The sequence below is a fragment of the Roseibium aggregatum genome (assembly GCF_014692675.1).
GTDB classification, from domain to species: Bacteria; Pseudomonadota; Alphaproteobacteria; order Rhizobiales; family Stappiaceae; genus Roseibium; species Roseibium aggregatum_C.
In genome coordinates, this window is the sequence record NZ_JABFCZ010000005.1 from 210,742 (window position 1) to 237,129 (window position 26,388).

Consider the following 26,388-nt stretch of genomic DNA (forward strand, 5'->3'; position numbering starts at 1 on the left):
GAGTTTTCAAACATATGATCTGAATGCAGATCAATCCTATGCATGTAAGCTTGCGCGAAACCTAACGGTAGGAAAATTCTTTCGTCTTTTGCCAGGAGTGTTAACGCGCGCTAACTGAATGTGCCGCATTTAACAAAAGATCGAGCGCGGTTTTAATCGAAAGGGTCCGGATCCGGCCCCGCCCTTCATCGGGAAAGAGGCAGTGTTTGTGAATTGTCTGGCTTCCTTCAACGGCCAGGCCGAAATAGACCGTGCCCACGGGTTTTTCCTTCGATCCGCCGCCCGGGCCCGCAACACCTGTCACCGAAACCGCGATTTGACCCCGCGAATTGGCAAGGGCCCCGGAAGCCATCTGTCGGGCGACCTGCTGGCTGACAGCGCCATACGCCTCCAGATCGGCTTCATCGACCGAAAGCAGATCTTTTTTGGCGTCGTTGGAATAGGTGACGAAACCCCTGTCGAAAACATCGGAGGATCCGGCGATCTCGGTCAAAATGCCGGCGATGAGCCCTCCGGTGCAGGATTCCGCCGTCGCAATCATAAGCCCCTTTTCCCGGCAGGCGGACAGAACCTCTTCGGCGAGCGGCAGCAGGGTTTCCATATCGGTCATGCATATTCCCCCTCATCGAACGGCAAACGGACGGTCGCGCACGCAAGCGCGGCAATGCCTTCCCCGCGGCCGGTAAACCCAAGCCGCTCCGAGGTCGTCGCTTTTACAGACACCCTGGAAACGGGGAGGTTACAGATCCCGGCAATAGAGGTCCGCATTGCGTCCCTGTGCGGGCCGATCTTCGGCGCTTCGCAAACGACCGTCACGTCGAGATGGGCGATCTTGCCACCCAGCTTCGTAACCCGCCTGACGGCATCTTCCAGGAACCGGTCCGACGACGCGCCTTTCCAGACAGGGTCAGAAGGCGGGAAGTGGGCGCCGATGTCACCGTCGCCGATTGCGCCGAGAACCGCATCCGTAAGGGCGTGCAGGACCACATCTGCGTCCGAATGGCCCTTGAGGCGCTTGTCGTGGGCAATCGGGATTCCGCCCAGGATAACGGCATCTCCGTCCTCGAAAGCATGGACGTCATAACCGGCACCCGTTCGCACGTCACCGAGGTCGGCAAGGCCGGGATTGTGTCTGTCGGTCATCGAAATCCGCCTTTCCGCCCGTTCCAGGTCGGAACGGGATGTGATCTTGAAGTTATCCGGGTCCCCCGCGGCCAGACTGACGGCTACACCTTGCCACTCGGCGATGGCTGTGTCGTCGGTAAAATCCGTGCGTCCGGCCCGGCTGGCCTTTTCATGGCCGTCAAGGATCGCCGCGTAGTCGAACCCCTGGGGCGTCTGTGCCGCCCAAAGGTTCGAACGGTCGACGGTTTCGAGGTGTCCGGATGCTTCATCCGCCCGTTTCAAGGTATCGACCACGGGAACGGCGGGAAGGACGGCCTGTTTCCCCTGCGCCAGGTTCTCCAGGACATTGTCGATGACCGTGTGGGTGACGAAAGGACGCGCCGCATCGTGTATCAGGACGTGGCATATGTTTTCGCGTTCGAATGCGCTCAGGCCGTTGTGAACCGAAGCCTGCCGTGTCTGCCCGCCTAGCACGGGTTGCCGGAGCTTTTCGCGGCCCAGCGGTCCGAGCGCGGCAACCGCCCGTTCATAAAGCCGCTCATCATCAGGGTGAATGACCGTCACGACGTCGGTGATCGCAGGATGGGCCAGGAAAACGTCCAGCGCCCAGCTGATGACCGGCCGGCCGCCCAGGTTTTGATATTGCTTGGGCAGGCTGTCTTCATCGGTGGAAAAACGTGTGCCTCGTCCGGCAGCAACGACGATGGCGGCCACTCGGGAATTCATGGAACGCTCCAAACTCCTATAATTTATTCATTTTCGCGTATTAACGCTCTGCCGTGTTTTCAACCATGTTGTCGTTGATTAGGCAATTTGCCTCTTGCCGCACTGCGGAAAATGGCTACTATATAGGCAACAATTAATTCTGCACAGGATATGAGCAAAGTTGCTTCTCCCACTCTTCCGCAAGGGCAAGTTTTGATGCGCATCGGTTGTCACACTCTCGACCGGCGAGCGGTTCTTGCCCCCATGTCGGGTGTCAGTGATTTGCCGTTCCGGCGTATCGCCGCCCGATACGGCGCAGGGCTGGTCGTCAGCGAAATGGTGGCGAGCGAATCCTTTGTCAAAGGCGATGCGGAAACCGAAATGCGCGCCGATGCGCAGGAAACCGGGCTTCATGTCGTGCAACTCGCCGGACGCGAAGCCCGCTGGATGGCCGAGGCGGCCAGGGTCGTCGCTGATCTTGGCGCCGATATTATCGACATCAACATGGGGTGTCCCGCCAAAAAGGTGACGAGCGGCTATTCCGGTTCGGCACTCATGCGCGATATCGATCATGCCCTGACCCTGATCGAGGCAACGGTTGCCGCCGTGGATATTCCCGTCACGCTGAAAATGCGTCTTGGATGGGATGACACCAGCATCAATGCCCCAGACCTGGCAAGGCGGGCGGAAGCCGCCGGCATTCAGCTCGTCACCGTACATGGCCGCACCCGCTGCCAGTTTTACAAGGGCAAGGCCGATTGGCACGCAATTGCCCGGGTCAAGGATGCGATTTCAATTCCCGTCATCGCGAATGGCGACTGCCTAGGCTACGACGATGCCGACGCCATGCTGGCCGCTTCCGGCGCCGATGCCGTGATGATTGGCCGTGGCGCCTACGGCCGCCCGTGGCTCCCGGGGCACGTGGCCCATTATCTGGCGACCGGTGAACGTCTGGCCGACCCGACCGGAGCTGAACTCTCCGATATGGTCATCGCCCACTACGAAGACATGCTTTCACACTATGGCGCAATGCCGGGCATGCGGATCGCCCGCAAGCATCTCGGCTGGTATCTCGACGGGGCAGGGGGCGTACCTTCCCGGTCAGGCTTGCGGAAAACCCTGATGACCTCAAACAACCCTGCCGAAGTTATCCGTCTTACGGAAACCCTGTTTTCCACGCTCGATCAACGGAGTGCCGCATGACGCCTCAAGCAATGGCCGAGGGCCGCACGGCAGCCCTTGCAAGCGATGGCCCCACCATACTGGATGCCTTGCCGCATCCGGTCCTTCTGGTTGCCCCGGACGGCGTCATCGAGTCGGCCAATATGGCGGCCGAAATTTTCATGCGGTCCAGCGTCGCCTTTTTAAGGCGTCATCCGATCAGCGATTTCGTTCCCTTCGGCAGCCCGCTTCTGACCCTGATCGAACAGGTTCGCGAACGCGGCGCACCGGTCAACGAATACAAGGTCGACATCGGTTCCCCGCGGATCGGCGCCCCGAAAATCGTCGATATCAACGCCGCTCCCGTTTCCGACCGCCCCGGCGCCGTGGTCCTGATGTTCCAGGAGCGCACCATGGCGGAGAAGATCGACCGGCAGCTGACATCAAGGGGAGCGGCCCGCACGGTGACAGGCCTTGCGGCCATGCTCGCCCATGAAATCAAGAACCCGCTTTCCGGCATTCGCGGCGCGGCCCAGCTTCTGGAGCAATCGGTCCCGGACGAGGACCGCGCGCTCACCCGGCTGATCACCGACGAGACCGACCGGATCGTCAAGCTCGTCGACCGGATGGAAGTGTTTTCCGACGAACGCCCGATCGAACGTGAGCCGGTCAATATTCATGTGGTGCTCGATCACGTCAAACGGCTCGCCGACAGCGGTTTTGCGCGCAATATCAAGATCATCGAGGAATACGATCCGTCACTGCCGCCGGTCTATGCCAACAAGGACCAGTTGATTCAGATCTTCCTGAATCTGATCAAGAACGCCAGTGAGGCGATCGGGGACGATCCGGACGGCGAAATCCGGATCTCGACGGCGTTCCGTCCCGGCGTCCGCCTGTCCGTTCCCGGAACCGAGCACAAGGTCAGCCTGCCGCTGGAGTTCTGTGTTCAGGACAACGGCCCCGGCGTGCCGGAAGATCTGCTTCCCCACATGTTTGAACCGTTTATCACCACCAAGACCAACGGCTCGGGACTGGGCCTTGCGCTGGTCGCCAAGATCATCGGCGACCACGGCGGCGTGATCGAATGCGACAGCCAGCCGCGCAAGACCGTATTCCGCATCCTGATGCCTGCCTATACCGACCCGGATACGCCCGTTCACGGCGCGCCCTCCACTGACAGGAACGATTGACCATGCCAACTGGCACCATTCTCGTCGCTGATGATGACGCTGCCATCCGTACCGTGCTCAACCAGGCCCTCTCCAGGGCCGGCTACACGGTTCGCCTGACGTCCAACGCCAACACCCTGTGGCGCTGGGTCAGTTCCGGAGACGGCGATCTCGTCATAACCGATGTCGTCATGCCGGACGAAAACATCTTCGACATTCTGCCGCGCATCAAGAAGCTGCGCCCGGAACTGCCCGTCCTTGTCATGAGCGCGCAAAACACCTTCATGACCGCCATCAAGGCGTCCGAGAAGGGTGCTTACGAATATCTGCCCAAGCCCTTCGACCTGAAGGAACTGACGAGCATCGTCAGCCGCGCCCTGGAAGAGCCGAAGGTCAAGAAACCGGTCGACATCGACGATATCGGCGAGGGCATGCCGCTGGTCGGCCGGTCGCCGGCAATGCAGGAAATCTACCGGGTGCTGGCCCGGCTGATGCAGACCGACCTGACCGTCATGATCAACGGGGAATCCGGCACCGGCAAGGAGCTGGTCGCCCGGGCGCTCCACGACTACGGCAAACGGCGCAACGGACCGTTTGTGGCGATCAACATGGCCGCCATTCCGCGCGACCTGATCGAAGCGGAACTCTTCGGTCACGAGAAGGGCGCCTTCACCGGCGCGCAGGTTCGCAGTTCCGGCCGCTTCGAGCAGGCCGACGGCGGCACCCTGTTCCTCGACGAGATCGGCGATATGCCGATGGAAGCCCAGACCCGGCTGTTGCGCGTCCTGCAACAGGGCGAATACACCACAGTCGGCGGCCGCACCCCGATCAAGACCGATGTCAGGATCATCGCCGCGACCAACAAGGACCTGCGCCAGCTCATCAACCAGGGCCTGTTCCGCGAGGATCTCTATTTCCGCCTGAACGTCGTGCCGATCCGTCTCCCGCCGCTGCGCGAACGCGTGGAAGACATCCCCGACCTTGTCCGCCATTTCTTCCAGCTTGCGGAAAAGGAAGGTCTGCCGCCGAAACAGGTGGACCAGGCTGCGCTCAACCTGCTGCGCCGCTACCGCTGGCCCGGGAACGTGCGCGAGCTGGAAAACCTGGTCCGCCGCCTTGCCGCCCTCTATCCGCAGGATGTTATCGGCGAAGCGCTGCTGGAACACGAACTCAGCCAGCCGACCGTTTCGGCGTTGGAGGAGGAAGAATCCGAGAACATCAATCTCGGAGCATCGGTCGAGCGTTATCTCGGGAATTATTTCGAGCAATATGGCGAATCCCTGCCGCCTCCGGGCCTCTATCACCGGATCCTGCGGGAGGTGGAGTACCCGCTGATCAGCGCAGCGCTCGCCGCCACCAGGGGCAACCAGATCAAGGCCGCCGAACTTCTCGGCGTAAACCGCAATACATTGCGCAAGAAAATCAGGGACCTGGATATCCAGGTCATGCGCGCCTTCCGGTAGGAGACCCCCGGATTTCCGGCCGGGGCGATCCAAAATCCCTTGGAGCATTGTCGCAGCCGCGCCATTGTCGCAATTTCGCAACATTGTGTGGTAAGTGTGCCGCAGCTTCATTGTGCGGGCCGAGGAATCACGGGCCGTGCCTATCGCCGGGTGACGAGGGAACATGACACTGGGAGGCCTCCAGGAAACGGCGGTGATCAAGGTAACCGGCGGCAAGCTGATGCGTCGCATCGGGCTGGCGATCATGATTGTCGCCCTGGTTTCCATAGCCGTTACCTTCGCCATTCTGATGGGGCTGACCCCCATCGCGCCGACCCAGGAAGTGGTCTGGATCGCCATGCTGGTCAACGGCGCCCTGGCGACCTGTCTTGTCCTTGAGATCCTGCTGCAAATCTACAAGCTGTGGACCGCACGGCGGCGGGGCCGGGCGGCTGCGCGGCTGCATGTGCGTATCGTGGCGCTGTTCAGTGTCATCGCCGCCGTTCCGGCCATCATGATGGCACTCCTTGCCACCTTCACGCTCGACAAGGGCCTGGACCGCTGGTTCGAAGACCGGACGCGGCGTATCATCGACAATGCCCTGGTCGTGGCCCAGGCCTACCTGCAGGAACACGTGCAGGTGCTGCGCGCCCATCTGATCGCCATGGCCAATGACGTGGATCGGGCGGAAACCGTCTACAAGAACGAGCCGACCCGGTTCGACTCGTTTTTTTCCGCTCAGGTATCCCTGCGTGGGCTGCAGGCCGCCTACATCCTGAATTCGAACGGCGCCGTCGTCACCCGGATCGTGCTCGATCCGAAGGCCGATATCCTGCTGCCGCCCAAAAGCATATTTCCGAAGGCCGCCGCGTCCAATGCGCCCGTCATGATCGCGCCTGGAAAGACCAATCAGGTCGGCGGCGTCATGAAGCTTGCGGCCTACGATGACTTCTATCTGTTCGTCACCCGCGCCATGGATCCGCGCGTGGTGGACTATCTGCGTCTGGCCGAAGACGGCGCCAAGTCCTATCGGGTCCTGGAGAAGAGCCGGTTCGGGGTTCAGGTCGCCTTCGCGCTGGTTTACCTCGGGGTCGCGCTGATCCTGCTTCTGTCGGCGATCTGGATCGGATTCGGCTTCGCGAACCGGCTGGTGTCGCCCATCCGCACCCTGATTTCGGCCGCCGATGAAGTGTCGAAAGGCAACCTGGCCGTCAAGGTGGAAACCCGCAAGTCCGAGGGCGACCTTGCCAACCTCGGCGCGACCTTCAACAAGATGACCGGCCAGCTGCTCGGTCAACGCGACGCGCTGCTCGCCGCCAACGAACAGATCGACCGAAGACGCAGGTTCAATGAAGCCGTTTTGTCCGGCGTGTCGACCGGCGTGATCGGGATCGACGAGGAAGGGCGGATCATGCTCGTCAACCGGTCTGCGCAGAATTTGCTCGGGGTCGATGAAATCGCCATCCTCAACATGCCGCTTGAAGAGGTCGTGCCGCAACTTGGCGCAGAACTCCGCAAGATCCTTCATGAAGACAGCGGCCGGTCCCACGAAACCCAGATCGAAATGGCCCTGGGCGGGCGGCAACGTACCTTGAACGTGCGGATTACGAGCGAACTCTCCACCCGCCGCGAACACGGCTACGTGGTGACGATCGACGACATTACCGATCTGGTCTCGGCGCAGCGCAACTCGGCCTGGGCCGATGTCGCGCGCCGGATCGCCCACGAAATCAAGAACCCGCTCACGCCGATCCAGTTGTCTGCGGAACGGATCCGCCGCCGTTATGGCAAAAAGGTGGAAGAGGACCGCGGTGTCTTCGATCAATGTATCGACACAATTATCCGCCAGGTGGGCGATATCGGTCAGATGGTCGATGAATTTTCCTCCTTTGCCCGGATGCGGAAACCCAGCAAGGCGGAAGCCGATATCCGGAATTCCGTACGCGAAGCAGCCTTCATGCAGACCGTCGGTAATCCGGACATAAAAATTACGACCAACCTGCCGGAAGGTCCGGTACTTGCGACCTATGACGCCCGGCTGATCGGTCAGGCTCTGACCAATGTCATCAAGAACGCCGCAGAGGCGATCGAGGGGCGGACGGGTGAGGATCTCCCCGATGGACGGATACATGTGAATTTGGAAGACACCGGCGAGCAGGTCGTGATCAGCGTCACAGACAATGGCGTCGGTTTGCCTGCAGAAAACCGGCAGAGGCTTCTGGAACCTTACATGACGACCCGCGAAAAGGGCACAGGGCTCGGTTTGGCGATTGTCCGCAAGATCCTGGAAGACCATGGCGGGACGATTGAATTGCTGGATGCCCCCGATACCTCCATCGGGGAAACCGGAACGATGGTGCGCCTCACCTTGTCCAAAAAGGCTGAGGACATGATTGACGACAACAAGAACGAACAGACAGATACGACCGATGGCGCATGATATTCTCGTAGTTGACGATGAGGCCGATATCCGCGAGATGATCGCCGGCATCCTGGATGACGAAGGCTTCGGAACCCGGACGGCCAGCGATTCCGATACGGCTATAGCGGCAATTAAGGAACGCCGGCCTTCGCTCGTCGTTCTGGATATCTGGCTCCAGGGCAGCCGGCTTGACGGGCTGGCCCTTCTGGATGTCATCAAGGAGACCGATCCGGATCTGCCGGTCGTCATCATTTCGGGGCACGGCAATATCGAAACGGCCGTTTCCGCCATCAAACGCGGCGCCTACGACTATATTGAAAAACCCTTCAAGACCGATCGGCTGATCCATATTACCGAACGCGCCCTGGAAGCTTCCAGCATGAAGCGCGAAATCCGCGAGCTGAAGCAGCGTTCCGGTGACGCCTCCGCCATCATCGGCGAATCCAGCGCCGCCAACCAGCTCCGGCAGACGATCCAGAAGATCGCCGCGACCAACAGCCGGATCCTGATTACCGGGCCGTCCGGTTCCGGCAAGGAACTGGCGGCGCGCATGATCCACGATTCGTCGCCGCGCGCGAAAAGCCCCTTCGTTGTCCTGAATGCAGCGACGATCACGCCGGAACGGATGGAAGAGGAGCTGTTCGGGGTCGAGGACGATACCGGCAGCCTGCGCAAGATCGGAGCGCTGGAGGAGGCGCACGGCGGCACGCTCTATCTGGATGAAATCGCCGATATGCCGGCGGAAACCCAGGGAAAGATCCTGCGGGTTCTTGTTGAGCAGAGTTTTACCCGCGTGGGCGGCGCCACCAAGGTTCAGGTGGATATCCGGATCCTGTCGTCAACGTCGAAGAACCTGGAAGAGCATATTTCCGCAGGCCTGTTCCGGCAGGATCTCTATCACCGGCTCAGCGTTGTTCCCCTGAGGGTCCCGGGTCTGGCCGAACGGCGTGAGGACGTGCCGATCCTCATCAAGCATTTCATGGAACAGATCTCGACCGCATCCGGGATTCCCTTGAGGCCGATCGGCGATGATGCCATGGCTGTCTTGCAGACACATGACTGGCCTGGAAACGTGCGCCAGTTGCGCAACAATGTGGAACGTCTCCTGATCCTGAGCCGCGGCGAGCCGGACAGCGTGATCACGGCGGATCTGCTGCCCGCCGAGATCGGATCCATGCTGCCGAACCTCCCGACAACCGGCGGCGGCGAGCATCTGATGTCGGTACCGTTGCGTGAGGCCCGGGAAATCTTCGAGCGCGATTATTTGCAGGCGCAAATCAAGCGCTTTGACGGTAATATCTCGCGCACCGCGGAATTTGTCGGCATGGAGCGTTCTGCGTTACACCGTAAGCTCAAAACGCTTGGCTTGTCCTGATACCCGGGATCAGGTTGAAAACTTCGTCGACGGCAAGAGGGCATTTCTCAAATGAAAGTCGTGATTTGTGGCGCCGGCCAGGTCGGTTACGGGATCGCCGAACGCCTTGCGGCTGAACAAAACGATGTGTCCGTCATCGATTCCTCGCCCAAGCTGATCAAGGCGATCGGCGAGCAGCTCGATGTCCGCGGCTTTGTCGGCCATGGCGCGCATCCCGATGTTCTGGCCCAGGCGGGAGCCGAAGAGGCCGACATGATCATTGCCGTCACCCTTTATGACGAAGTGAACATGGTCGCCTGCCAGGTCGCGCACTCCCTGTTCAACGTGCCGACCAAGGTCGCCCGTATCAGGTCGCAAAGTTACCTGCAGGGACGGTGGCAGAGCCTGTTTTCCCGCGATCACATGCCGATCGACGTGGTCATCTCTCCAGAAATCGAGGTCGGTGAGATGGTGCTGCGCCGCCTGGCTCTGCCAGGTGCTGTGGAAACCGTTCGCTTCGCCGATGACCAGGTCGTTGCTGTCGGCATCATGTGCGAGGAGGATTGCCCGGTCGTGGACACGCCCCTTCGCCAGCTCACCGAACTGTTTCCCGATCTCGGCGCGGTCGTGGTCGGGATCTACCGGAACAATTCCCTCTTCGTCCCGAAGAGTTCGGATTCCCTGCTTGTCGGCGATCTGGCCTATGTGGTCGCCCGGCGCGACCAGGTCCGGCGCACGCTGGGAATTTTCGGTCACGAGGAACCGGAAGCAAACCGCGTCGTCATCGCCGGCGGCGGTAACATCGGCCTTTACGTCGCCCGCGCGCTCGAAACCCGTCAGCGCAACACCAAGATCAAGATGATCGAGGCCTCGCGGGACCGGGCCGTCGCGATTGCCGACGAACTCAAGCGATCAGTCATCCTGAACGGAAGCGCCCTGGACCAGACCATCCTGACCGAAGCCGATGTCGGCGATGCGGATACGATGGTCGCGCTGACCAACGAGGACGAGGTGAATATCCTCGCCTCCGTCATGGCGAAGAAACTCGGTTGCCGGCGCAACCTGTCGCTTCTCAACAATCCCAGCTATCCGGCCTTTGCAAGCGCACTGGGGATCGACGCCTTCATCAACCCGCGCGCGGTCACGATTTCAAAAATCCTGCAGCATGTCCGCAGGGGGCGTATCCGGGGGGTCCATTCGCTGCAGAATGGTGTTGCGGAAGTGGTGGAAGCCGAAGCCCTCGACACATCGCCGCTGGTCGGTCGTCCGTTGCGGGAAATCGACCTGCCGTCCGGGATCCGCATCGGCGCGGTGTTCCGCGGCGGCAAGGTGATTACGCCCAATGGCGACCTGCAGATCGAGGCGAAGGACCGGATCGTCATCTTCGCCATGGCCAATCGTGTGCGTCAGGTGGAACAGATGTTCAGGGTGAGCATCGAATTCTTCTGATAATCTCATCAAGCGGTGACTAACCGCGCCGGACGCCTTGACGCAGGCCCGTATTTTCAGAGACTTAAAGGCGAATGCGTGCCGTTTCGCGGTATGTAACAACGATATTTCCAGGCGGGAAGTCCGGAGATATGTTGTTCGTACGCAAACAGTAGGTCCGGCGTATCAGGAGTAATCATGAGCAGGATTGCCTATGTAAATGGCCAGTATGTGCCCCACAAGGATGCGGCCATCCATGTGGAGGACCGCGGCTACCAGTTTGCCGATGGCGTCTATGAGGTGTGCGAGGTCTGGAAAGACAACATCGTCGACATGCCGCGCCACCTGGACCGGCTGGGCAGATCCCTGTCCGAACTGAGGATTGGCTGGCCCATGGCCCGTAAGGCCCTGGAATTCGTGCTCGCCGAAACCGTGCGCCGGAACAAGGTCCATAACGGTATGGTCTATGTTCAGGTCACCCGTGGTGTTTCGCGCCGGGATCATTTCTTTCCGCCGCAAGACGTTGCGCCCTCGATCGTCGTTACCGCCCGGGCGTCGAGCCCGGCTGCTGCGGAAAAACAGGCGGAAGCAGGAATTTCCGTGGTTTCCTTCCCTGAAAACCGCTGGCCGCGGGTGGACATCAAGACGGTTGCGCTCCTGCCCAATGTGCTGGCCAAGCAGCACGCCAAGGAAGCCGGCGGCAAGGAAGCCTGGTACGTGGATGCGGACGGCAATGTCACCGAGGGCGGATCGACCAATGCGTGGATCGTTACCAGGGACAACAAGCTGGTCACCCGGCCCGCGGAATCCGGCATTCTGAAGGGAATTACCCGGGCCGCTGTCCTCGACCTTGCCAAAAAGGAAGGGCTTTCCTTTGAGGAACGCGCTTTTTCCCTTGAGGAAGCCTATGGCGCCCGCGAAGCTTTCGTCACTGCGGCCTCGACTCTTGTCATGCCGGTTGTAAAGATCGATGATACCGTAATCGGTAATGGACATCCCGGAATGGTTGCAACCCGATTGCGTCAGCTGTTCCATACTGTTACTGATTTAAAGGCAGTATGATTTTTTTCGCCTACCTGATTAAATTACAAGTAGGCAGCCGGATTGATATGATGTCTTTTCTGAACGAGAAAGGGTATCAGCAGTAAAATGTGGTACGGGCAGGCCGCCAGGGGCGGTGGCGTTTGTGTTTAAGGCCCCAACGGCGGTAAGTATTAAGGAAAAACCGGATGCCCGGCCGCATCCGGGGAAAAACAGGATAAAAAGACTGATGGCTGAGCGCGCACAAAACTTGCAAGACACTTTTTTAAATCACGTTCGCAAGCAAAAAACCCCTTTGACTATTTTCCTGATCAACGGCGTCAAGCTGCAGGGAGTGGTCACATGGTTCGATAATTTCTGCGTCCTGTTGCGTCGGGATGGGCACTCGCAACTGGTTTACAAACATGCGATTTCCACGATCATGCCGAATGGTCCGGTACAGTTGTTCGAACCGGGCGAAGAGAATGGTGAAAAGGCAGGAAGCTGATTGGAACCCAAGTCTCGCAGTGACGACTTTTCGAAATTAGAAGGCGCGACTGAAACAGGGATCGATCGGCGCCCACAGCCGTTCCGGGCGCTTATTCTGGAACCCGTCCTCTTTCAACGCCGCGAAGGCGGGGACGGGGACTTGCGTGCCAACCGCAGTCCCGAAGCGCGGCTGGAGGAAGCCGTCGGGCTGAGTGCGGCCATAAATCTGGACATCGTCTCGTCCGGTGTCGTCAAGATCAGCAATCCCAAGCCGGCAACTCTGTTCGGCGAGGGGAAAGTGTCCGAGCTTGCCGGTATCGTCGAGGCCGAGGACGTCGATCTTGTGGTCGTTGACCATCCGCTGACCCCGATACAGCAACGCAACCTGGAGCGCCGGCTGAAAACCAAGGTCATCGACCGGACCGGCCTGATCCTGGAAATTTTCGGCGACCGCGCGCGCACCAAGGAAGGCAAGCTTCAGGTCGATCTGGCTCACCTGACCTGGCAGAAAAGCCGGCTTGTCCGGTCCTGGACCCACCTGGAACGCCAGCGCGGCGGTGTCGGCTTCATGGGCGGCCCCGGCGAGACCCAGATCGAGTCCGACCGCCGCCAGATCCAGGACCGCATCACCGCCCTGCAGAAGCAGCTTGAAGGCGTTCGCCGGACCCGCGACCTGCACCGCAAGAAACGCAAGAAAATCCCCCAGCCGACCGTCGCTCTGGTCGGCTATACGAACGCCGGCAAATCGACCCTGTTCAACCGGCTGACCAAGGCGGACGTCCTTGCCAAGGACCTTCTGTTCGCGACCCTCGACCCGACCTTGCGCAAGATTACCCTGCCGCACGGACGGGAAGTAATCCTGTCAGATACGGTGGGTTTCATCTCCGACCTGCCGACCCATCTGGTGGCCGCCTTCCGGGCAACACTGGAGGAGGTGCTGGAAGCCGACCTGATCCTCCACGTGCGCGACATTTCCCACCCGGACACCGATGCCCAGGCGGAAGACGTGAAAAAGACGCTGGAAGACCTCGGCGTCAGCCCGCAGACCGGAGCGCCGATTATCGAGGTCTGGAACAAGATCGACTGCCTGGATCCGGCCTATCGCGACAAACTGCTCTCCGAGCAGGGCACGGAAGGCCCGATCGCCCTGTCCGCCCTGACCGGCGATGGGATCGACCAGCTTTACAACCGCATCGATACCTTCATGGCGGAAAAGGACGACACCTTTACCGTTGTCCTGCCTGTATCGGCCGGCGAATTGCTGGCGCAGCTATACCAGATGGCGGAGGTGCTGGACCGCAAGGACAGCGAGGAGACCATCCAGGCCACCGTCCGGGTCTCGGACAAGCAGCGCGGTCCTTTTCGCGCGAAGTTCAAGGACTATATGGAAAGCTGATCGGCCCGAGCGGCTCTATTTTCCTTTCGCCGCCTGCCAGACCTCTTCCATTTCTTCCAGCGTCATTTTCTCAAGCGTCGTCCGGCGCTCATCGGCCGCCGCCTCTATGGCCGCAAAACGCCGGCGGAACTTGCCGTTGGTGCGCCTCAGCGCCGCTTCCGGATCGATATCGAGATGGCGCGCCAGGTTGGCGACGGCAAACAGCACGTCGCCCAGTTCGTCTTCCATTTCCAGGGTGGTGTCGCCGTCAGCCAGGATTTCCCGCTCCAGCTCCCCGATCTCCTCCTTGATCTTGGCAAGAACCGGTCCCGGAGCGCCCCAATCGAAACCGACCCGGGACGCACGCCGCTGCAGCTTTTCCGCTTCGACAAGGGCAGGGAAGGCGGCCGGCACATCGTCGAGGAACCCTTTTTCTTCTTCCGGCAGACCGAGGGCGTAGCGGCGCGCCTTGCGTTCGGCCTTTTCCTCCGCCTTGATCCGCTCCCACATGCCCTTGGCCATGCCGGCCGAGCGGGCATCGTCATCGCCGAAGACATGCGGATGCCGGCGGATCATCTTCTTGGTGATGCCTTCGACCACGTCGGCGAAATCGAACAGCTTATCTTCTTCCGCCATGCGGGCGTGATAGACGACCTGCAACAGGAGATCGCCCAGCTCTTCTCGCAGGTTGTCGAGATCGTTCCGCCGGATCGCGTCGGCCACCTCATAGGCCTCTTCCAGCGTATAGGGCGCAATCGTCGAGAAATCCTGTTCCAGATCCCAGGGACAACCGGTTCCAGGCGTCCGGAGCGCGGCCATGATGTCGATGAGAACGGAAATATCGCGGCCGGGTTTCATGAAAGGTCCTCTTGGAAATCAGGTCCCTCAAGACATGAAACGGCACGCATGCCATGGTCAAGCCATGGCATGGTGTTGGTGGCCGCGTTTGCCCTGTTTTTCCGTCAGCCGCGGATCGACGGATGCCAGAAGGTAACGGCCCGTTCGATGAGGGCGACCACGCCGTAGAAAACCGATCCGGCAAGCGCGGCGACCGCGATCTCCGCCCAGACCATATCCACGTTCATCCGGCCGACTTCGGTTGAAATCCTAAAGCCCATGCCGACGATCGGCGTGCCGAAGAATTCCGCAACGATGGCGCCGATCAAGGCCAGCGTCGAATTGATCTTCAGCGCGTTGAAGATGAACGGCATGGCCATAGGCAGGCGCAGCTTGAACAGCGTCTGCCAATAACCGGCTGCATAGGTACGCATCAGGTCGCGCTGCATGGCGTCGGACGCGGCCAGTCCGGAGACCGTGTTCACCAGCATCGGGAAGAAGGTCATGATGATGACGACGGCCGCCTTCGACGGCCAGTCGAAGCCGAACCACATCACCATGATCGGGGCGACGCCGACGATCGGCAGCGCGGAGACCAGATTGCCGATCGGAAGAAGGCCCCGGCGCAGGAACGGGATACGGTCGACCAGGATCGCGATCAGGAACCCGGATGCGCACCCGGCCGCATAGCCGAACAGCACGGCCTTCATGAATGTCTGCCGGAAATCCGCCCACAGGATCGATCCGGACGAGGTCAGGCGCAGCCAGATCTCCGAAGGGGCGGGCAGCAGGACCTTGGGGATCGCAAAGCCGGTCACGACCGCCTGCCACAGAACCAGGATCGTGATGCCGAACAGGGCAGGGATTGCGAGATTGATCAGGCGGTTGAAAAGAGGCGTTGCGCTTTTCCAGGACGCAAGCCGTTCAACGAAAAGCCAGGCAGAGGCCCAGGTGGCGGCGACCAGCGCCCAGTAGCCCAGGCCGGCCTCGCCCGCATGATGGGCAATCGTACCGAGCAGGAAAGTGGCGGCAATGGCGGTGATTACCCCCAGGGCCAGGTCTCCGAACCAGTTGCGCATGAAGCCGAGTTCGTAACGGACACCGGCTATGGCCAGAATGGAAGCCGCTATGGCCAGCCGCGGCACTTCCATAACGCTGATATCCGGCTTGAACACCGGGCTGAACAGTCCGATGACGACCAGGACGACGATGCCCCAGGCGAGGATGGCCGGCATGTCGAAGCGGCTCTTGCGGGCAGGTTTTGCGGGTGCTGCGGTCATCGCGCCATTCCCATGCGTTTCAGGGTCAGTTTTTCAATCATGCCGACGATGCCGACGAGGGAGCCGGCGAGCAAGGCGGCCATGATCAGGGCGGACCAGATCTGGACCGTCTGACCGTAGTAGGATCCGGCAAGGAGACGCGCGCCCAGACCGGCAACCGCCCCGGTCGGCAGTTCGCCGACGATGGCGCCGACCAGAGACGCGGCAATGCCGATCTTCATGGAGGTGAAGAGATAGGGAACCGCGTACGGGAAGCGCAGCTTCCAGAAGGTCTGCGCCCGCGAGGCGCTATAGGTGTGCATCAGGTCCAGATGAATGATTTCCGGCGAGCGAAGCCCCTTCACCATGCCGACGGTCACGGGGAAGAATGACAGGTAGGTGGAAATCATCGCCTTGGGCAGCAGCCCGGAAATCCCGACCGCATTCAGGACCACGATGATCATCGGCGCGATCGCCAGGATCGGGATCGTCTGCGAGGAAATCACCCAGGGCATCAGGCTCTTGTCGAGCACGCGTGAATGCACGATCCCGATGGCCAGCAGAATGCCGAGCACCGTGCCGATGACGAAGCCGAGCATGGTCGAGGACAGCGTAATCCCGGTATGAAAGATCAGCGAGCGCTTGGAGGTGATCTTCTTCAGGACTGTGGTCTTGTAAATTTCCTCGACCACCTGGTGCGGCGCCGGCAAGACCGGGCGTTCCTGCGCAAGCGTATCGGTGATCAATTGGGATATCGGCACATCCGTCTGACCGGCGCGCTCATAAATTCCTTCCTGGAACGGCGTATTCAGAAGAACAGCCGCCAGGTACCAGATCGCGAAGATCACCGCGACGACGAGAATCACCGGCCCGGCCGTGCCACGCATCAGACCGGCGAAGGGGGACAGGTTGCGGGGAGGGGAGATGGCGGTATCAGTCGTCATAACTATGCCCCGCACGCAGGCCTTCGCGCACCCGGTGGGCGATCTTCAGGAATTCCGGCGTTTCGCGGACGTCCAGAGTGCGGTCGCGCGGCAGGTCGCTTTCGATGACGTCGTAGATCCGGCCCGGACGCGGGCACAGCACCACGATCTTGGTCGACAGGAACACGGCTTCGGGAATGGAGTGGGTGACGAAGACCACCGTCTTGTTGGTCTTGGCCCAGAGTTGCAGCAGCTGTTCGTTGAGATGGTCGCGGACGATCTCATCGAGCGCGCCGAAGGGTTCGTCCATCAGAAGCAGGTCCGGCTCGACAGAAAGCGCGCGCGCGATCGAGGCGCGCTGCTGCATCCCGCCGGAAAGCTGCCAGGGGAATTTCTTCTCGAAACCGGCGAGGTTCACCAGCTCCATGTTCCGGGCGATCCGCTGCTGCTGTTCGGCCTTGGACAGTCCCATGATTTCAAGCGGCAAAGCGATGTTGCCGGCGATTGTCCGCCACGGATAAAGCGCGGCCGCCTGGAAGACGTAGCCGTAGGCGCGCTTGAGCCGGGCTTCGTGGGGCGTAAGGCCGTTCACCGAGATCGATCCGGCGGTCGGCTGTTCCAAATCGGCGATCACCCTGAGCAGGGTGGTCTTGCCGCAGCCCGAAGGACCGATGAAGGAGACGAAATCGCCTTCCTCGATCTTCAGCTCGATCTCCGACAGCGCGTGCACCGGGCCGTCGTTGGTCTGGAAGGTAAGCGACAGCTTTTCGATGTCGATGACCGGTTTTGCGGATGCGTCCGCTGCTGCCGTGGCCGCCTGGTTCATGTCTGTCCCGGTGTCCCTGAAATCTGGTCTTGTCGTTTTTTGGCCGGTTTCCCGGCAATTGTCACGGGTCATCCCGCGCCATTCCCCGTGGAGAAGGCGCGGGAAATTGGCGGATGATCGGTCAGACGCCGCTTGCCGGAATGCCGGTGCGTTCCACCTTGCGCGGTGCGGTCAGTTCCTTCCAGGTGGACAGGGCCTTGTTGACCGCCTGGAACGGATCGCGCTTGACGAACTCGCCGTGACCCTGCTGCGGAATGACCTTGCCGTCGTCGACGGCGATCCGGCCGCGGGTCAGCGTGTAGCGCGGCAGGCCCTTGACCTTCTTGCCTTCGAAGACGTTGTAATCGATCGCCGATTCCTGGGTGGCCGCGGAGATCGTCTTTTCCTTTTCCGGATCCCAGACGATGATATCCGCGTCTGCGCCGACCAGGATCGCGCCCTTCTTCGGATAGACGTTCAGGATCTTGGCGATGTTGGTGGAGGTGACCGCGACGAACTCGTTCGGCGTCAGCCGGCCGGTGCCGACACCGTAGGTCCACAGCATCGGCAGACGGTCTTCCAGGCCGCCGGTGCCGTTCGGGATCTTGGTGAAGTCGCCGACGCCATAGCGCTTCTGGTCGGTGGTGAAGGCGCAGTGGTCGGTTGCGACCACCTGCAGCGAACCGGACTGGAGCCCCGCCCAGAGCGAATCCTGATGCTTCTTGTCGCGGAACGGCGGCGACATCACCCGGCGTGCGGCATGATCCCAATCCGGGTTCTTGTATTCGCTGTCGTCCAGGGTGAGGTGCTGGATCAGCGGCTCACCATAGGCGCGAATGCCGTTCTGCCTGGCCCGGCGGATTGCCTCATGGGCCTGTTCCGATGAGGTGTGAACGATATAGACCGGCACGCCGGCCATGTCGGCGATCATGATGGCGCGGTTGGTGGCTTCGCCTTCCACTTCCGGCGGACGCGAATAGGCGTGGGCTTCCGGACCGTTGTTGCCTTCCGCCAGCAGTTTCTGCTGCAGGGAGGCGACAACGTCGCCGTTTTCCGCGTGGACCAGGGGCAGGGCGCCGAGTTCGGCACAGCGGGAGAACGAGGCGTACATCTCGTCGTCATTCACCATCAACGCGCCCTTGTAGGCCATGAAGTGCTTGAAGGTGTTGATGCCGCGCTCGCGGACCACGGTCTCCATTTCGTTGAAGACCTGCTCGCCCCACCAGGTGATCGCCATGTGGAAGGAATAGTCGCAATGGGCCATCGTCGACTTGTTGTCCCACATCTGCAGCGCTTCCAGCAGCGACTGCTCGGGCGCGGGCAGGGCGAAATCGACCACCATGGTGGTGCCGCCGGCAAGGGCCGCGCGCGTGCCGCTGTCGAAGTTGTCGGAGGAATAGGTCCCCATGAAGGGCATTTCCAGGTGGGTGTGCGGATCGATCCCGCCCGGCATCACGTAACAGCCGGTCGCATCCAGCGTCTCGTCACCCGACAGGTTCGGTCCGATCTCGACGATCTTTCCGCCCTCGATCTTCACATCTGCCGTGTAGGTCAGGTCGGCGGTGACAATCGTTCCGCCCTTGATAACTCTGGTCATCGCTGTTCCCCTTTGTTGTTCCGCTGTCAGCTTCTGTCTGTCTCTCTGTCCCGGTTCATGTCCGGGCCTAGCGCATCCAAAAATATAATCGTGGCTCTCCGGTCCCGGATCTCACTTCGTTCGTCCGGGATGACTAGTCAGAGGTACAAATGCCTTCCTCTCCATAGTCATCCCGGCCGCAGGCGAAGCCGGAGAGCCGGGACCGGCGAGCCAAGGCCTCTCCTTACCGGTTCAATTCCTCATACAGATCTCGCCATTCCGGGTTCATCTTTTCAATCAGATCGAACTTCCATTGCCGTCTCCAGCGTTTGATCTGCTTCTCCCGCTGGATCGCCTCTTGCAGATCCGCATGTTCCTCGTACCAGACCAGACTTTTCACCCTATATTTCGACGTGAAACCGGGAATGAGATCATAGCGATGTTCATATACCCGTCGAGGCAGATCAGTGGTCACGCCTGTGTAGAGCGTTTCATACGGTTTCGACGCAAGGATATAGACCCACGCGGGCAAGCTTGTTTGATCTCCTGTTTTACTGAGGAAAGCCCTTGGCTCTCCGGTCCCGGATCTCACTGCGTTCGTCCGGGATGACTATTGATAGGTTGTACTAAGCCCGGAGAGCCATGGAATTTCGTTCAGTTCGTCACTCCACGATCTCCGCCGTCTCGACGACCGCGTGGAACAGCACGTCGGCACCGGCCTTGGCCCAGTCCCTGGTGATCTCTTCCGCCTCGTTGTGGGACAGGCCGTCGACACAGGGGCACATGATCATGGCGGTCGGGGCGACCTTGTTGATCCAGCAGGCGTCGTGGCCGGCGCCGGAAATGATGTTCCGGTGCGAATAACCGAGCCGTTCGGCGGCGTTGCGGACCGCCGTCACGCAGCCCTCATCGAAGGTCACCGGGTCGAAGCCGCCGACCTTCTCGAATTCCACGCCGAGCCCCATGTCGTCGCAGATTTTCTTCGCCCCTTCCTTGAGGCGCTTTTCCATGTCCTGGATGACGGCAAGGTCGGGTGAACGGAAGTCGACGGTGAAGACCACCTTGCCCGGGATCACGTTGCGCGAATTCGGATAGACGTCGATGTGGCCGGCAGCCCCTACGGCGTGCGGTTTGTGCGACCAGGCGATTTCGTCGACCAGTTCCAGGATACGCGCCATGCCGAGGCCGGCGTTCTTGCGCATGGGCATGGGCGTGGAGCCGGTGTGGCTATCCTTGCCGGTCACGGTCACCTGCGTCCAGGACAGGCCCTGACTGTGGGTGACGACACCGATGTCCTTGCCTTCGGCTTCCAGGATCGGTCCCTGTTCGATGTGCAGTTCGAACATGGCGTGCATCTTGTCCTTGCGGGCGCCGACTTCCTCGTCGCCCACCCAGCCGATGCGCTTCAACTCGTCACCGAATGTCTTGCCTTCCGCATCTTCCCGGTCATAGGCCCAGTCCTGGGTATGGACGCCGGCGAAAACCCCGGAGGCGAGCATGGCCGGCGCAAAGCGCGTGCCTTCCTCATTGGTCCAGTTGGCGATCACGATCGGATGTCTGGTCTTGATGCCCAGATCGTTCATGGAACGAACCGCCTCCAGCGCGCCGAGCACGCCGAGCACGCCGTCGTATTTGCCGCCGGTGGGCTGGGTGTCCAGGTGCGAGCCCATATAGACGGGTAGGGCGTTCGGATCGGTTCCCGGTCGGGTCATGAACATGTTGCCCATGGTGTCGACGCCCATGGTCATGCCTGCCTCTTCGCACCATTTCTGGAACAGCTTGCGGCCTTCGCTGTCGGCATCGGTCAGGGTCTGACGGTTGTTGCCGCCGGCAACGCCCGGGCCGATCTTGGCCATTTCCATCAGGCTGTCCCACAGCCGGTCGGCGTTGATACGCAGGTTTTCACCCGGAGCTGCCATTGTCACGTCTCCTGCTTGAGTTCGATTTCCACGAAGGACATCGGCTTGTCCCCGTTGTTGATGACATTGTGTTCGACGCCGATCGCGCGCTTGTAGGCCATGCCCGCAGGCACCATGGATTCCCGGCTGCCGCCCGGTTCTTCCAGAAGCATGGGACAGTCCGTCACCGCGGTGATGACGTAGTCCATCTGATGCTTGTGCCATCCGGTCTCCGCACCGGGGGCGAAATCGAACCTGGTCACCCGGACGCTTTCGTCTTCAAGAAGAAGTTCAGACGTTGCCTGCGGTCGCGTCATGATCGTTCCTTGTCAGTCCATGCTCGGGAAGGTGTAGACCGCGCCTTCCTTGATGCCCGCGGGCCAGCGGGTGGTCACGGTCTTCAGCCGCGTGTTGAAACGCACGCCTTCCGGACCGTAGATCGAATGATCGCCGAACAGCGACCGTTTCCAGCCGCCGAAGGAAAAGTAAGCGACCGGAACCGGGATCGGCACGTTGATGCCGACCATGCCGACCTCGATCCGGTCGGCGAAGGCACGCGCCGCGTCGCCGTCGCGAGTGAAGATCGCCGTGCCGTTGCCGTATTCGTGGTCGTTGATCAGGGAAAGCGCCTCCTCGTAACCGGAGGCCCGGACGACCGAGAGCACGGGACCGAAGATCTCTTCCTTGTAGATGGTCATGTCCTTCGTGACCCGGTCGAACAGCGTGCCGCCGACGAAATAACCGTTCTCGTAGCCCTGGAGGGAAAAGCCGCGGCCGTCGACGAGAAGCTCTGCTCCTTCCTTTTCCCCCTGGTCGATGTAACCCAGTACCTTGCGCTTGTGCTGCTCGGTCACGACCGGACCCATTTCCGCATCGCTGTCGGTGGCCGGGCCGATCTTCAGGGCCTGGACCCGGGGGATCAGCTTTTCGACCAGCTTGTCGGCGGTCTTTTCGCCGATCGGCACGGCGACGGAAACCGCCATGCAGCGCTCGCCAGCGGAGCCGTAGCCGGCACCCATCAGCGCGTCGGCGGCCTGGTCCATGTCGGCGTCCGGCATGACGATCATGTGGTTCTTGGCGCCGCCGAGCGCCTGGACCCTTTTGCCGTGGGCGGTCCCGGTCGAATAGACGTATTCGGCAATCGGCGTGGAACCGACGAAAGAGACGGCCTTCACGTCCGGATGGGTCAGGAGCACATCGACGGCTTCCTTGTCGCCATGGACCACGTTCAGCACGCCGTCCGGAAAGCCCGCTTCCTTGAAGAGTTCATAGACCACCATCACGGCGGAGGGATCACGCTCCGACGGCTTCAGGATGAACGTGTTCCCGCAGGCGACCGAGATCGGATACATCCACAGCGGCACCATGGCCGGGAAATTGAACGGCGTGATGCCGGCGACCACGCCGAGCGGCTGGCGGTCTGAATAGCTGTCGATGGCCGGTCCCACGTTGCGGGCGAATTCGCCCTTGAGCAGGGAAGGGATGCCGCAGGCATATTCCACCACCTCGATGCCGCGCGCCACTTCACCGAGCGCATCGTCGTGGGTCTTGCCGTGTTCCTTGGAGATCGCCCTGGCGATCCTGTCCGCATTGGCCGTCAGAAGTTCCTTGAACTTGAACATCATGCGCGCACGCTTGAGCGGCGGGGTGTCCCGCCACTCCGGGAACGCTGCCTTGGCGACCGCGATGGCCTCTGCCACCTCGGCGGCACTGGAAAGGCCCAGTTCCGCGGACTGTTCGCCGGTTGCCGGATTGTAGACGGCAGCCACGCGTCCGGAGTTGGAGGCGACCTCCCTGCCGCCGATGGCATTGTTGATGCGTTCCATTTTGTTGTCTTTCTTGTGCGTTTAGTCGATGGCGTTGAGGACAGAGCGCAGGATCGAGAACAGTTCGTCGATCTGGTCCTTCGAAATGATCAGCGGCGGAGACAGCGCGATGATATCGCCGGTGGTACGGATCATCAGACCGTCCTCATAGGCCTTGAGGAATGCGGAGAAGGCGCGCTTGGTGGGCTCACCCGCGATCGGCTCAAGCTCGATCGCGCCGATCAGACCGAGATTGCGGATATCGATCACATGCGGGCAGTCCTTGAGCGAGTGCAGGGCGTCTTCCCAGTACTGGGAGAGTTCCGCCGCGCGGGTGAGCAGGCCTTCCTCTTCGTAAGTATCCAGCGTCGCAAGAGCAGCGGCACAGGCGATCGGATGGGCCGAGTAGGTATAGCCGTGGAACAGCTCGATCATGTGTTCCGGCCCGGTCATGAACGCCTGGTAGATGTCGGAGGAACAGAAGACCGCACCCATCGGGATCACGCCGGAGGTGATGCCCTTGGCGGTGGTGACCAGATCCGGGGTGACGCCGAAGAAGTCGGTGGCGAACGGAGACCCCAGTCGGCCGAAGCCGGTGATGACCTCATCGAAGATCAGCAGGATGCCGTGCTGGTCGCAGATGTCACGCAGGCGCTTCAGATAGCCCTTGGGCGGGATCAATACGCCGGTGGAGCCGGCAACAGGCTCGACGATCACGGCCGCGATAGTAGAGGGGTCGTGGAGCTGGATGATCCGGATCAGTTCCTCGGCATATTCCGCGCCATGCTCCGGCTCGCCGCGGGTGAAGGCGTTGCGGGAGATGTCATGGGTATGGGGCAGATGGTCGACGCCGGTGAGCATGGTGCCGAAGGTGCGCCGGTTGGCGACGATGCCGCCGACGGAAATACCGCCGAAACCGACACCGTGATAGCCGCGCTCACGGCCGATCAGCCGGGTGCGTGTTCCCTGGCCGATGGCGCGCTGGTAGGCAAGCGCGATCTTCAGCGCCGTGTCGACGCTTTCGGAACCGGAATTGGTGAAGAAGACATGGTCGAGCGGCGCCGGCATCAGAGCCGCCAGCCGGGCCGCCAGTTCGAAGGCCTTCGGATGGCCCATCTGGAACGCCGGCGCGTAGTCCAGTTCGGCCACCTGGTTCTGGACGGCTTCCACGATCTTCGGACGGCCGTGACCCGCATTGCAGCACCAAAGGCCGGCGGTTCCATCCAGCACCTGCCGGCCGTCGCCGGTGGTGTAGTGCATGTCCTTGGCCCCGACGAACATGCGCGGGTTCTTCTTGAACTGCCGGTTTGCCGTGAACGGCATCCAGAAGGCTTCGAGATTGTTTGTGCCCGATACCGGGGCTGCGGTGGATGCCGAATTCGACATGTGTCCTCCTTGCCGTCCTTGTTCCTGGACGGCGACGTTGCTGGCGCCATGGGCACCGGGTAAATCACCGGCACGCACCTGAGGAACGCGTCGGATCAATAAGCACGTTCGCATCAGCCATGCGGGAAATCCACCCGGGCCGTTCCCGTTTTTTGCATCTCCGGACGGTTTGTCTCCGCTGCTCCGGGGATACGGTTGTCTCTGGACCGGGTAACTCTTGAAATCACCCGATAGACCGGTTTTTCCGGCTTGTTGTTTCAGATCCGCAAATCAGCCAGTCTTGCCGTTCCCGCCCCCCGTTGCTACGGAAGTGGAAGAAACACAAACCTGACCAAACGGTCAAATCAACGTTATGAAGACTTGACCAATCGGTCAAGATGAGAATTCAATCGGCATGATGAATTTGTGATCACGTGAAGCCCTTGCAGAAACCGACCAGCCGAACCGCGGCCCGCGCCGAAAACGAACGCCTCATTCTCGAGGCGGCCGAAGCCGTGTTTGCCGAGCATGGGTTCAAGGGAGCGACCACGGGGCAGATCGCGGACCGGGCAGGGATCCCGAAGGCCAATCTGCACTATTATTTTCCCACAAAGGAATCGCTCTACCGCCAGGTAGTGGAAAACATTTTCCAGATCTGGCTGGATGCGGCCAACACCTTTGACGATTGCGACGATCCGGAAGTGGCCCTGACCAGTTACATCAACGCCAAGATGGATATCTCCCGGCGCCATCCGATGGGTTCCAAGGTCTGGGCCAATGAAATCCTGCACAAGGCGCCGGTGATCCAGGACTACCTCGAAACCACGCTGGACGAATGGACCGAAAGCCGGATCGCCGTCATCGAGCGCTGGATACGGGAAGGGAGGATGGCGCCGGTCGATCCGCGAACGCTGCTCTACATGATCTGGGCGACGACCCAGCACTACGCCGATTTCAACCACCAGATCGAAACATTGAATGCAGGAAAGCCCTTGAGCGACGAACAGTTTGAAACGGCGAAGAAGACAGTCGTCGGCATTATTCTAGCCGGGGTCGGAATACATCCGGGCGGCAAGGGGGCAGGGGCATGAACAAGCGACGCAAATCCGAAAAGCCGGTTCGTCTCAGCCGTATCCAGGAAATGAACCGGAGCCGGATCATCGAAGCGGCCCTGGGAGAATTTTCCCGGTTCGGCTATTCCGGCGCCACCATCGACAAGATCTCCGCTGCAGCCGGCATGTCGAAATCAAACCTGCTTTATTATTTCTCATCAAAATCAGATGTTTATGAAGCAGTCTTGGAGCATATTCTCGACGTTTGGCTGGCCCCGCTCCGGACGCTGGATCCGGAGGGCGATCCCGCAAGTGAATTGGCCGCCTACATTAGACAAAAGATGAGAATGTCAGCAGAACGTCCTGAAGCATCGAGACTTTTTGCGAATGAGGTGATGCAAGGAGCACCCCAGATCAGGGACGTTCTGGAAAAGGACCTGAAAAACCTCGTCACCGAAAAATCCAAGGTCATCGAGCAGTGGATCGAGGCCGGCAAGATCCGCAAGATCGTGCCCGTGCACCTGATTTTCACGATCTGGGCGACCACCCAGCACTATGCGGATTTCGACAGCCAGATCCGCGCCCTGACAGGAACCGGACTGGAAGACCCTGCATTTTTCGAGGAAGCGGAAAACGCTGTCTGCAGCCTGATCCTGAACGGGCTCGGGCTTGAGTGGCCGAGGAAGCAGACGACGTCATGAGCGACCGTGAGCAGGACCCGGGCGAGAAGCAACGCATCCCCGTCACCGGGCGTTTCTATATCCTGCCTGACGACCTGCACGAGGATTTCATTCGGGCGTCCGGCCCGGGCGGTCAGAACGTCAACAAGGTCTCGACCGCGGTTCAGTTGCGCTTCGATCTGGACGGCAACACGACCCTGCCGGAGGATGTCAAGACGCGGGCAGCCGCGCTGGCCGGCAGCCGCCTGACCCAGGGCGGTGAAATCGTGCTTCAGGCGGACCGGTTCCGGACCCGCGAGCGCAACCGCGAGGATGCGCTGAACCGGCTCTTGGAACTGCTGCGCAAGGCCTTTGAAAAGCCGAAACCCCGCAAGGCCACCAGACCTACGCTGGCGTCCAAGAAACGGCGTCTCGACACCAAAAAGAAACGCGGCGCCGTCAAGAAAATGCGGGGCAGGGGCGCCGCAATCGATTGAGACGACCGCTGCCCCTGCG

The 26,388-nt window shown here is 60.8% G+C and carries 24 protein-coding genes; 12 read left to right on the top strand and 12 right to left on the bottom strand.

The annotated features are described in order from the left end of the window. Positions 1 to 100: 100 nt before the first annotated feature. Together HK439_RS05800 and HK439_RS05805 are read right to left on the bottom strand one after the other, a co-directional pair. Positions 101 to 610 (bottom strand): CinA family protein, encoded by a 510-nt coding sequence (locus tag HK439_RS05800; RefSeq protein ID WP_190290437.1) that lies wholly within the window; start codon positions 608 to 610, stop codon positions 101 to 103. Then, a complete protein-coding gene (locus tag HK439_RS05805) occupies positions 607 to 1,851 on the bottom strand; it encodes a bifunctional 2-C-methyl-D-erythritol 4-phosphate cytidylyltransferase/2-C-methyl-D-erythritol 2,4-cyclodiphosphate synthase (RefSeq protein WP_190290438.1) in 1,245 nt (414 codons plus the stop codon). Before HK439_RS05805 ends, HK439_RS05800 begins: the two co-directional genes overlap by 4 nt. Before the next feature lie 195 nt (positions 1,852 to 2,046). Between HK439_RS05805 and dusB the strand changes: the two genes are divergently transcribed. The 9 genes from dusB (at position 2,047) to hflX (ending at position 13,714) form a co-directional block, all read left to right on the top strand. Continuing rightward, entirely contained in the window at positions 2,047 to 3,033 is a 987-nt protein-coding gene (gene dusB, locus HK439_RS05810) for a tRNA dihydrouridine synthase DusB (protein WP_190290439.1), read from the top strand. Continuing rightward, positions 3,030 to 4,184, top strand: a complete 1,155-nt coding sequence (locus HK439_RS05815) for a two-component system sensor histidine kinase NtrB (protein WP_190290440.1) — start codon at positions 3,030 to 3,032, stop codon at positions 4,182 to 4,184. Before dusB ends, HK439_RS05815 begins: the two co-directional genes overlap by 4 nt. A gap of 2 nt (positions 4,185 to 4,186) precedes the next feature. Continuing rightward, complete coding sequence (gene ntrC / locus HK439_RS05820; protein ID WP_190290441.1) at positions 4,187 to 5,626, top strand: nitrogen regulation protein NR(I); 1,440 nt, start codon at positions 4,187 to 4,189, stop codon at positions 5,624 to 5,626. Positions 5,627 to 5,789: 163 nt separating this feature from the next. Beyond that, positions 5,790 to 8,045 carry a sensor histidine kinase NtrY-like gene (locus HK439_RS05825; RefSeq protein ID WP_209011581.1) on the top strand — a complete coding sequence of 752 codons (2,256 nt, stop codon included), beginning with the start codon at positions 5,790 to 5,792 and terminating at the stop codon, positions 8,043 to 8,045. After that, positions 8,035 to 9,402, top strand: a complete 1,368-nt coding sequence (locus HK439_RS05830; protein ID WP_190290442.1) for a sigma-54-dependent transcriptional regulator — start codon at positions 8,035 to 8,037, stop codon at positions 9,400 to 9,402. The genes HK439_RS05825 and HK439_RS05830 overlap by 11 nt, the downstream gene beginning before the upstream one ends. Positions 9,403 to 9,453: 51 nt before the next feature. Then, positions 9,454 to 10,830 carry a Trk system potassium transporter TrkA gene (trkA, locus tag HK439_RS05835; RefSeq protein ID WP_190290443.1) on the top strand — a complete coding sequence of 459 codons (1,377 nt, stop codon included), beginning with the start codon at positions 9,454 to 9,456 and terminating at the stop codon, positions 10,828 to 10,830. Positions 10,831 to 11,007: 177 nt separating this feature from the next. Further along, entirely contained in the window at positions 11,008 to 11,871 is an 864-nt protein-coding gene (locus HK439_RS05840; protein WP_190290444.1) for a D-amino-acid transaminase, read from the top strand. A gap of 205 nt (positions 11,872 to 12,076) precedes the next feature. Further along, positions 12,077 to 12,337: an RNA chaperone Hfq gene (gene hfq, locus HK439_RS05845; protein WP_190290487.1), complete on the top strand. Its 261-nt coding sequence runs from the start codon at positions 12,077 to 12,079 to the stop codon at positions 12,335 to 12,337. Continuing rightward, positions 12,338 to 13,714, top strand: coding sequence for a GTPase HflX (gene hflX, locus HK439_RS05850; protein ID WP_190290445.1), 1,377 nt, complete (start codon positions 12,338 to 12,340; stop codon positions 13,712 to 13,714). Positions 13,715 to 13,729: 15 nt separating this feature from the next. Here the strand turns inward: hflX and mazG are convergent, their stop codons facing one another. The 10 genes from mazG to HK439_RS05900 form a co-directional block, all read right to left on the bottom strand. Further along, positions 13,730 to 14,551 (bottom strand): nucleoside triphosphate pyrophosphohydrolase, encoded by an 822-nt coding sequence (mazG, locus tag HK439_RS05855; protein ID WP_190290446.1) that lies wholly within the window; start codon positions 14,549 to 14,551, stop codon positions 13,730 to 13,732. 104 nt (positions 14,552 to 14,655) lie between these two features. Continuing rightward, entirely contained in the window at positions 14,656 to 15,810 is a 1,155-nt protein-coding gene (locus HK439_RS05860) for an ABC transporter permease (protein WP_235987621.1), read from the bottom strand. After that, complete coding sequence (locus HK439_RS05865; RefSeq protein WP_419247575.1) at positions 15,807 to 16,733, bottom strand: ABC transporter permease; 927 nt, start codon at positions 16,731 to 16,733, stop codon at positions 15,807 to 15,809. The genes HK439_RS05860 and HK439_RS05865 overlap by 4 nt, the downstream gene beginning before the upstream one ends. Then, positions 16,723 to 17,538, bottom strand: a complete 816-nt coding sequence (locus HK439_RS05870; RefSeq protein WP_190290447.1) for an ABC transporter ATP-binding protein — start codon at positions 17,536 to 17,538, stop codon at positions 16,723 to 16,725. Before HK439_RS05870 ends, HK439_RS05865 begins: the two co-directional genes overlap by 11 nt. Positions 17,539 to 17,659: 121 nt before the next feature. Further along, entirely contained in the window at positions 17,660 to 19,114 is a 1,455-nt protein-coding gene (hydA, locus tag HK439_RS05875) for a dihydropyrimidinase (protein ID WP_190290448.1), read from the bottom strand. A 223-nt stretch (positions 19,115 to 19,337) separates the two neighbouring features. Beyond that, complete coding sequence (locus HK439_RS05880; RefSeq protein ID WP_190290449.1) at positions 19,338 to 19,625, bottom strand: GIY-YIG nuclease family protein; 288 nt, start codon at positions 19,623 to 19,625, stop codon at positions 19,338 to 19,340. Positions 19,626 to 19,755: 130 nt separating this feature from the next. After that, on the bottom strand, positions 19,756 to 21,012 hold the full coding sequence (locus HK439_RS05885; protein WP_190290450.1) for a Zn-dependent hydrolase: 1,257 nt from the start codon (positions 21,010 to 21,012) through the stop codon (positions 19,756 to 19,758). Between the two features lie 2 nt (positions 21,013 to 21,014). Continuing rightward, entirely contained in the window at positions 21,015 to 21,308 is a 294-nt protein-coding gene (locus HK439_RS05890) for a cupin domain-containing protein (RefSeq protein WP_190290451.1), read from the bottom strand. A 12-nt stretch (positions 21,309 to 21,320) separates the two neighbouring features. Next, the gene (locus HK439_RS05895; RefSeq protein ID WP_190290452.1) at positions 21,321 to 22,817 is read right to left on the bottom strand and encodes a CoA-acylating methylmalonate-semialdehyde dehydrogenase; all 1,497 of its coding nucleotides are present in this window, start codon (positions 22,815 to 22,817) and stop codon (positions 21,321 to 21,323) included. A 21-nt stretch (positions 22,818 to 22,838) separates the two neighbouring features. After that, complete coding sequence (locus HK439_RS05900; protein WP_190290453.1) at positions 22,839 to 24,182, bottom strand: aspartate aminotransferase family protein; 1,344 nt, start codon at positions 24,180 to 24,182, stop codon at positions 22,839 to 22,841. Positions 24,183 to 24,604: 422 nt separating this feature from the next. On the opposite strand from HK439_RS05900, the gene HK439_RS05905 reads away from it, so the two are divergent. Genes HK439_RS05905 through arfB form a run of 3 tightly spaced genes read left to right on the top strand, consistent with a single transcriptional unit; the run spans position 24,605 to position 26,369 of the window. Further along, positions 24,605 to 25,252, top strand: a complete 648-nt coding sequence (locus tag HK439_RS05905; RefSeq protein ID WP_209011583.1) for a TetR/AcrR family transcriptional regulator — start codon at positions 24,605 to 24,607, stop codon at positions 25,250 to 25,252. A gap of 50 nt (positions 25,253 to 25,302) precedes the next feature. After that, entirely contained in the window at positions 25,303 to 25,914 is a 612-nt protein-coding gene (locus HK439_RS05910; protein ID WP_328804112.1) for a TetR family transcriptional regulator C-terminal domain-containing protein, read from the top strand. After that, positions 25,911 to 26,369, top strand: a complete 459-nt coding sequence (arfB, locus tag HK439_RS05915) for an alternative ribosome rescue aminoacyl-tRNA hydrolase ArfB (protein ID WP_190290456.1) — start codon at positions 25,911 to 25,913, stop codon at positions 26,367 to 26,369. Before HK439_RS05910 ends, arfB begins: the two co-directional genes overlap by 4 nt. The last annotated feature ends 19 nt before the right edge of the window (positions 26,370 to 26,388 follow it).

What these genes read in the sequence shown, in the direction of transcription:
- hydA (WP_190290448.1), bottom strand. Translation starts at nt 19,114, where the DNA reads ATGACCAGAGTTATCAAGGGCGGAACGATTGTCACCGCCGACCTGACC.
- HK439_RS05815 (WP_190290440.1), top strand. Translation starts at nt 3,030, where the DNA reads ATGACGCCTCAAGCAATGGCCGAGGGCCGCACGGCAGCCCTTGCAAGC.
- HK439_RS05900 (WP_190290453.1), bottom strand. Translation starts at nt 24,182, where the DNA reads ATGTCGAATTCGGCATCCACCGCAGCCCCGGTATCGGGCACAAACAAT.
- HK439_RS05825 (WP_209011581.1), top strand. Translation starts at nt 5,790, where the DNA reads ATGACACTGGGAGGCCTCCAGGAAACGGCGGTGATCAAGGTAACCGGC.
- HK439_RS05800 (WP_190290437.1), bottom strand. Translation starts at nt 610, where the DNA reads ATGACCGATATGGAAACCCTGCTGCCGCTCGCCGAAGAGGTTCTGTCC.
- HK439_RS05860 (WP_235987621.1), bottom strand. Translation starts at nt 15,810, where the DNA reads ATGACCGCAGCACCCGCAAAACCTGCCCGCAAGAGCCGCTTCGACATG.
- HK439_RS05830 (WP_190290442.1), top strand. Translation starts at nt 8,035, where the DNA reads ATGGCGCATGATATTCTCGTAGTTGACGATGAGGCCGATATCCGCGAG.
- HK439_RS05890 (WP_190290451.1), bottom strand. Translation starts at nt 21,308, where the DNA reads ATGACGCGACCGCAGGCAACGTCTGAACTTCTTCTTGAAGACGAAAGC.
- trkA (WP_190290443.1), top strand. Translation starts at nt 9,454, where the DNA reads ATGAAAGTCGTGATTTGTGGCGCCGGCCAGGTCGGTTACGGGATCGCC.
- arfB (WP_190290456.1), top strand. Translation starts at nt 25,911, where the DNA reads ATGAGCGACCGTGAGCAGGACCCGGGCGAGAAGCAACGCATCCCCGTC.
- mazG (WP_190290446.1), bottom strand. Translation starts at nt 14,551, where the DNA reads ATGAAACCCGGCCGCGATATTTCCGTTCTCATCGACATCATGGCCGCG.
- HK439_RS05895 (WP_190290452.1), bottom strand. Translation starts at nt 22,817, where the DNA reads ATGGAACGCATCAACAATGCCATCGGCGGCAGGGAGGTCGCCTCCAAC.
- dusB (WP_190290439.1), top strand. Translation starts at nt 2,047, where the DNA reads ATGCGCATCGGTTGTCACACTCTCGACCGGCGAGCGGTTCTTGCCCCC.
- HK439_RS05840 (WP_190290444.1), top strand. Translation starts at nt 11,008, where the DNA reads ATGAGCAGGATTGCCTATGTAAATGGCCAGTATGTGCCCCACAAGGAT.
- HK439_RS05885 (WP_190290450.1), bottom strand. Translation starts at nt 21,012, where the DNA reads ATGGCAGCTCCGGGTGAAAACCTGCGTATCAACGCCGACCGGCTGTGG.
- HK439_RS05910 (WP_328804112.1), top strand. Translation starts at nt 25,303, where the DNA reads ATGAACCGGAGCCGGATCATCGAAGCGGCCCTGGGAGAATTTTCCCGG.
- ntrC (WP_190290441.1), top strand. Translation starts at nt 4,187, where the DNA reads ATGCCAACTGGCACCATTCTCGTCGCTGATGATGACGCTGCCATCCGT.
- HK439_RS05865 (WP_419247575.1), bottom strand. Translation starts at nt 16,733, where the DNA reads ATGACGACTGATACCGCCATCTCCCCTCCCCGCAACCTGTCCCCCTTC.
- HK439_RS05870 (WP_190290447.1), bottom strand. Translation starts at nt 17,538, where the DNA reads ATGAACCAGGCGGCCACGGCAGCAGCGGACGCATCCGCAAAACCGGTC.
- HK439_RS05805 (WP_190290438.1), bottom strand. Translation starts at nt 1,851, where the DNA reads ATGAATTCCCGAGTGGCCGCCATCGTCGTTGCTGCCGGACGAGGCACA.